Raw genomic sequence first — 6,797 nt, forward strand, 5'->3', positions numbered from 1 at the left:
TTTTAATGGCTCGATCGAAAAAGAAATTGTAGTAATAAAGTAAACTGTAATGATGATAATAAAGTTACTAAAAATTGCCAGTAAAGCTAGCTGCTGACTATTAGTAGTCCGAAATCTGACCGCAGGAATAGTAATAGTTAAGTTTGTTTCATCAGCAACTACTCGAATCGGACTATCGATCGGTTTGCGCGGGCGATTATTGGCAACTAGTGGTGGAAGTTTCTGCAATCCTCTCAGGACGGCAAGTGCTTCCGCCGCAGTTGTAAAGCGCTGTTCGACTGTCGGTTCGAGCATTCGATCGAGCCAATCGGCAAATTTGCGCGGTAATTGTAGAGACGATCGAAAGTTAATTTTGAGTTGTTTGTGCGGTAACTTACTCGGATCTTCACGCGTTAATAAAAATAACAAAGTTGTCGCCAAGCCATATAAATCGGTACTTAAATATGCCTGTCCGCGAAACTGTTCTGGAGCCATATAGCCATACGTTCCGACTACCGTACTCCCACCAGTCACTGTTTGGTGATAAGTATCTTGAACCGCACCAAAATCGACGAGATAGATTTTTCCCTTGGGGCTTTTAATTAAGTTTTGGGGCTTAATATCGCGGTGAATTACTGGAGGAGCGAGACGATGAAGATAGTTGAGAATTTCCAGTACTTGAGCTGCAATTTGTTCGACTTCGGCTACTTCTGGTTGCCAGCCGCGATCGATTAATACCGATAGCGGAGTTCCGGGTGCTAAAGATTGGACGATATAGAATTCTCGATCTCGATCGGTATCGATTTGGAAGTAATCTAAATATTGCGGAATTGCCGGATGATTCAATTGCGCTAAGATCTTCGCCTCCCGCTCGAATAACTCGATCGCTTTCCAATCCTGAGCGCGGCGTAATGACATCACCTTAATTGCGACAGTCTCATCAGTTTCGAGATCTTTAGCAGCATAAGTAGTCGCAATCCCGCCTTGTCCTAAGATATTAATAATTTGATAGCGATCGTTCAGGATTAGTTCACCTTTATACATATTAGTTTGGATGTTGAGGCTTAGTCAATTTTGAATAAATATATCAATCTAAAGTTATACCTAGCAATGCTAATAATTGAGCTGGAGCTGTATAGTCATTAATATTCTGAGAGCTTACTATTTTTGATTTGATTACTTCAGCAATCAAATATGAGTTGTTTCTCATTTTCATGCCTGAATTGCTATAGTAAAAGTAGCTGCCACTAAGATTACAGGTAGTATCCATCTTTGCTCCAGCATGAATCAGATAAGCAATTGATTTATTAGGGCTTGTGCGATTTGAAGAGTTTTTGATATTGAAGTAACTTGATAGTCTAGGATAATATGGCATCAAATCTAGAACGATCGCCGTATGCAGAGGAGTACAGCCTAAATTGTCATAGCTATTATTAGGATCGATACCTCGATTGAGTAAAAGCTTAACTATTTCACCATCTTGATGAAAGCTTGCAAGATGCAATAATGATAATTGATTATTATCTGGATATACTCGACCGAAATCTACACCTTTACTAATTAATACGCTCACTAGATCTGGTCTATTTTTTAGAATTGCATAGTATGCAATTGAATTACTCTTATGAATCTCACCTAATCTTTTCTCTTCTAGATGCAATGCTTGTGTCATCTTTGACTTGATTTGACACTGCTCATTATTTGCAGGAATACAACCAATTGTTTCGGGAGTTTCCGCTAAGATTTTTCTATGGAGTTGAATATTCTTAAGAATTTTCTCCTCAATGTGAAATGGAGTAGCAGAGTCGCTAACATTGGCACCATATTTGACTAGTAGCATAACTACTTCTGGTAAATCATTCTCGATCGCGCGCTCTATTAAGGAAATATTTTTTGCATCTTTAGTATTAACATCAAACCCACGATTGAGATATGATTGAATACGCGATAAATCGGGATTTTCTGACATCGCTTTAAATGGTTCATTCGAGATAATGCCAGCCATGCTCAACCAGTAATATTTGGATCGATCGAATACCCCGAAAACCAGTACTAGTGATGCTAACCCAATGGCTCCAATCAAAGCTCGATCGAACTTACTAAATGTCGGTTTGAACTTCTTAGATTTGGGTGGATTTTTGAAGACTTCTAAGGCTTTGGTAGATGAACTAAAGCGACTCCCGACATCTGGCTCTAGCATTCGTTCCAACCAGTCGCCAAAACTATTCGATACCTGCAACCTGTCGCGAAAATTTAAGCGCAAACCATCTTGCGGAATTTCAGCAGGCGATCGATGGGTGAGTAGATGTAAAATAGTCGCACCTAAGCCATATAAATCCGTCGCAGGTACGGCTTGTCCGCGAAACTGTTCGGGAGCCATATAACCATAAGTCCCAACGACGGTACTACCCCGCATAAAGGTGTCGTGATAGGTTTGTTGTACCGCTCCAAAATCGACGAGATAGATTTTGCCGTCATCAGTCTTGAGGATATTACTCGGCTTGAGATCGCGATGCACGATCGGCGGATAATGACGGTGGAGATAGATTAAGATTTCGAGAATCTGGATGATAATTGGCTTCAGTTCCGCTTCGGTGACGCGCCAGCCAGAGCGCATCCATTCTAATAAAGTTTCACCCGGTGCTAATTCTTGGACGATATAAAAATAGCAATCGCCATCGCTGTCAGTTGTAAAATAGTCTAGATATTTGGGAATGCCATCGCGATCGAGTGTACTAAGGACTTTGGCTTCCCGCTCGAATAATTCGATCGCTTTCCAATCATTCATCCGATCGAGCGATAAGGCTTTGAGCGCGACTGGTTGCTGGGTTTGAGCATCAATTGCGCGATAGGTAACACCGCTACCACCTTCACCTAAGATGCCGAGAATGTCATAGCATACCGCCTCGGCGGTGCCGCTGCGAGCGATGACTTGGGAGGGATGGGTGGCTGATTTCACGATCGCGTGTCTGGATTACTCAATAGATTTAGAGTACCCAGACGATCGCCAGAGTGCGCTATCGCAGATCGGATTGTTACCTAAAGCCCAAAACCTTGCTTGGTGAAAGCCATGGGTCGGAGCGGCTCGCGCACGCCTCTATTCCCCGACGGTTTGCGACTGAAATCGCGCTGAGGTTCCCTCAGCGTGCGTTTCAGTCAAGACAGCGAAAAGTGCGTTCTTGGGGTTTCCCCTGTCTTGTCGTTTTCTTATTCGGGGGGAACCCCCGAATAAAAACGCCGCAAGTGAAGCACCTTTTCAAGACAGCGGATGCGCGATACGGAGGGTTCCCCGAGGGTTTAGCGACCCAAATCACGCGGAGGTTCCCGACCCATGTGTTTGGGTCAAGACAGCGCACCAAGCAGCGAGACAAGACAAACCTCCGCGCGATCCGATCCGCAAAACCTAAAGCCTTTTATTTGTCCATACAAAACTGATAGTACAGATCGTTATCTCCAAAAGGCTGCTTATTAGATAAATTTCTGAGCCAATTCTCATCGATCGATCTTTGTCCGAGTTGTACGGCATGAGGACGACTAATCGATAGCTTGGTTGACATCCAATCTACCATCTCTCGCCCGATCGCGCAGCGGAGATATGGGAGCCGAAAACTTTGCGATCGATTCTCAATTTTGACTCCTTGTGGCGATCGCATCTCTTCGACTAATTGAGCGAGATTGAAATAGGTAACGATATCATTAGCATCTTCAACAATTTTGAGAATATATCGATCCTCATACCAAATTGTCTCGATTTCGCCATCTGCTACTAGCAAGCAAGCCACTGCTGGCTCGGGATCGAGGTAGCTGCGGCGCATTTCCGCGATCGCAACTTGACGTTGCTGATGAGGATAAGAATTACCACGGACAAACAAATTACCTTGATAATTTACCCCGCTCACAATTTCTGATATCGTTCCGAACTGACGTACAAGTTGACAATAACTTACGTCTTGTGACTTGAGTAACATGCCACCTGATTTCCTAATAAAACTAAATTGAACTTATAAATAACCAGAAATAGAATTAGTACTAGCTTGGATTTAGATGATGAAACATCGATGAGTGTAACGATTACAGATAGCAGCTTAGTTCCCGATCGCCATCGACATGGATATCATTTAATATACCCATCGATGTTGTAAATATTCACCTCTTCACAAAACATCCTAGCAACGATTGCTGCTAGGATACTTTTGGATCGGATATCTGCAATCTGCCGAGTGAATCGAGGTATGCCCACCGCTCGATCGAGCGATTTACTGGACGTCTTGTGGTAACTCTCGTTGCGCGAATGGCATCGAGCGGCGCAAATCGTCTAAAGCATATTTGATATCTTCACCTGGATCGATCGCAATCCAACCATCCGACGTCGCTACTCTGGTTTCAAAATGCAAGTGAGGGCCAGTAGAGTTGCCAGTGCTGCCAACCTGACCGATGACCATGCCGCGTTCGATTCTTTGACCTGGTTGGACGAATACTTCGGAGAGATGACCGTAGAGGGTCTGCTGGATGCCATTGTGTTGAATGACGATGGCCTTACCATAGCCACCCTGCCAGCCAGCCGAGACGATGACCCCCGATCCAGCAGCTACGACGGGTGCGCCCATCGGCGCACCGATGTCTACCCCAGAATGAAAACGGCGACTACCTGTGATTGGATGCGTCCGCCAGCCAAAGCTGGAGGTGATTGGTGCTGGGCTGCTCAGTGGATAAACGATCTGGGTACTCTGCTCGTTGCCAGGGTTGACGAATGCTATTGGTGTGGATGGGGATCGACCGCTCGCCGCAGGGCGCACGCTGGGGATGGCGGGTACTGTTGGCACGGTCCTAGTTGTGACGATGGGCAACTGAGCGACAGGACGCACTTCGATCCGACTGGAACCTGATGAGGGGATCGCGATCTGGATTGAATCTGGAGCTACGGTAGTCACTGAAGCGGTAGTTTGTGAGGTAGCTCCGGGCTGGAGGTTGCGATTAGTGGTTGCGGCTGGTCGCATCTGAGTCAGAACTGGCGGTTGAAATCTAGTCGAATTGCTGGTGCTGTTAGGTACCACCCCAGGCAGGCTGGTTACTTTGGGGACTGTTCGATCGCGATTTGTGCTAGTAGTGCTACTGTTCGCTGATGTTTGATTGACAGTCTGGGGTCTGAGATAGCTCGGCTGGATCTGGCTGCTAACACTTGAGACTCTTTCCCTAGTGCGACGATCGGGAATTTTGTGACTCAGGGGCGCTGGCACGAGAATATCGATCGATCTTTGACTATTTAGGGGGTTTGACAATGAACCATTAACACCCACAGTGTAGTTATCGGCTGTCAATATATCAGTATGTTGTGGCGGGACGATCGTGCCTGTGGGCGAGATTGCCGCTGAGCTGGGCGCAACTGCAATCGGTACTTCGCGATTTGGCAGTTGTTCTGGAGCGATCTGAATAGGAACTTGCTTGGGAGCCACAGGTAGAGAAGGGCCATATATTTCCCGCGCTGGATTGGAGATACTGCCAGCCGCCGAGCTGACGACTGGCGCGTTGACTCGCTCCTGTTTTGGCAATCCAGCCGTAGAGATCGGCTTGAGATCGGCCCAGACAATCCCGCTGCTACCGATGAAGCCGAGACTACCCAGCCAAGCGACAATCTTGAGTAACAACGGATTGCGGAAGAAAATACTCAACCGAGGTTGCTTGGATGTAAGATCTGATATCGTTTCTGCCTTGCTGCTCATAATTTTTATAAATTTAACGCAGTCTTTATTCGGGACTATTCATCCGCTCTAGACACAGGCAAAATCGCTAGATACTGCATCTGTCTAAAGTCACTAACTCTCGTAGCCCAAACTGAAGGTACCGGGCGTCAGATCCGCCGTCGTTACTGTAGTTGCAGTTGTAAAACTGACGCGTAACTCACCCAGGGGCGAAATACCGATTACAGTTCCTAACCGACCATTAACCAGTACCGAACGTCCACGAGCGTTGAGTAGTTCCAGATAGTCCGACAAGAGACCTTCGATCGTTGTAGGAGTGCACCGTTTGTACCCACTTATAATTCCCCTAATAGTACAGCTTGTTAACATCTCCATTGAAAAATTTCGGTAATTTGGCTGATAATCATTGCTAGGTGCTAAATTTATTGCTAGGCCTTCGACGGGATTTGTATAATTAATTCCAACTCCCACGACCGCATCTTGAATCCGATCGCCACTAATTCGGGTTTGAGTCAGGATGCCACCTAATTTTCGACCGGATAGCATCAGATCGTTAGGCCATTTAATCGCTACAGGCAGCCCGATTTGTCTTAAACTGTGAGCGATTCCCCAGACGATTCCGATCGTCAATTGATGCACATTACTTGCTGGTAAATCTGGCGCGATCGCTAGTGATAAATACAACCCACCCGGCGCGGAATTCCAAGTACGTCCCCGTTGTCCGCGTCCGGCAGTTTGCCTGTCGGCAATGACAATCGTGCCGGGAGGAGCTTGCCCATCGGTAACTAATTGCGATAGTTTTTCATTAGTTGAGGCAAGTACATCAAAAGTATAGATATTAAAGTCTAAATCTAAATCTTGTTGACTTTTGCAATCATTGAGAGAATCTGCTGTTAACAGAAATAATAATTTTTGACAGTTCACTAGAGTACTTTATAAGTTAAATTATTTCAACGATTTCGGTATAGTCAAAATCATTAGGACTGTGCTGAATCAATGGATAACGACGACCATTGAGATCGAGATAATCTTCAGGAGCATCCGATTTAGAAGTATAGTAAGTCAGTAGATATTGCTTGCCAATTTTTGGCTGCATTTGCGTTTCCACTTCATCGCGCC

Annotated in this window: 5 protein-coding genes; all 5 read right to left on the reverse strand. The window is 45.5% G+C overall.

The features are described from left to right. The coding region (locus RMO52_RS14635; RefSeq protein ID WP_310415509.1) for a serine/threonine-protein kinase at window positions 1–1,023 on the reverse strand (1,023 nt) is incomplete at its 3' end. Between the two features lie 43 nt (window positions 1,024–1,066). Then, window positions 1,067–2,938 carry a protein kinase domain-containing protein gene (locus RMO52_RS14640; RefSeq protein ID WP_310415512.1) on the reverse strand — a complete coding sequence of 624 codons (1,872 nt, stop codon included), beginning with the start codon at window positions 2,936–2,938 and terminating at the stop codon, window positions 1,067–1,069. A gap of 454 nt (window positions 2,939–3,392) precedes the next feature. Further along, window positions 3,393–3,947: a DEP domain-containing protein gene (locus RMO52_RS14645; RefSeq protein ID WP_310415515.1), complete on the reverse strand. Its 555-nt coding sequence runs from the start codon at window positions 3,945–3,947 to the stop codon at window positions 3,393–3,395. 288 nt (window positions 3,948–4,235) lie between these two features. Continuing rightward, window positions 4,236–5,699, reverse strand: coding sequence for a M23 family metallopeptidase (locus tag RMO52_RS14650; protein ID WP_310415518.1), 1,464 nt, complete (start codon window positions 5,697–5,699; stop codon window positions 4,236–4,238). Between the two features lie 93 nt (window positions 5,700–5,792). Then, window positions 5,793–6,602 (reverse strand): biotin--[acetyl-CoA-carboxylase] ligase, encoded by an 810-nt coding sequence (locus RMO52_RS14655; RefSeq protein WP_310415521.1) that lies wholly within the window; start codon window positions 6,600–6,602, stop codon window positions 5,793–5,795. Window positions 6,603–6,797 lie beyond the last annotated feature (195 nt).

This window comes from Chamaesiphon sp. OTE_8_metabat_110, from assembly GCF_031382685.1.
GTDB lineage: Bacteria > Cyanobacteriota > Cyanobacteriia > Cyanobacteriales > Chamaesiphonaceae > Chamaesiphon.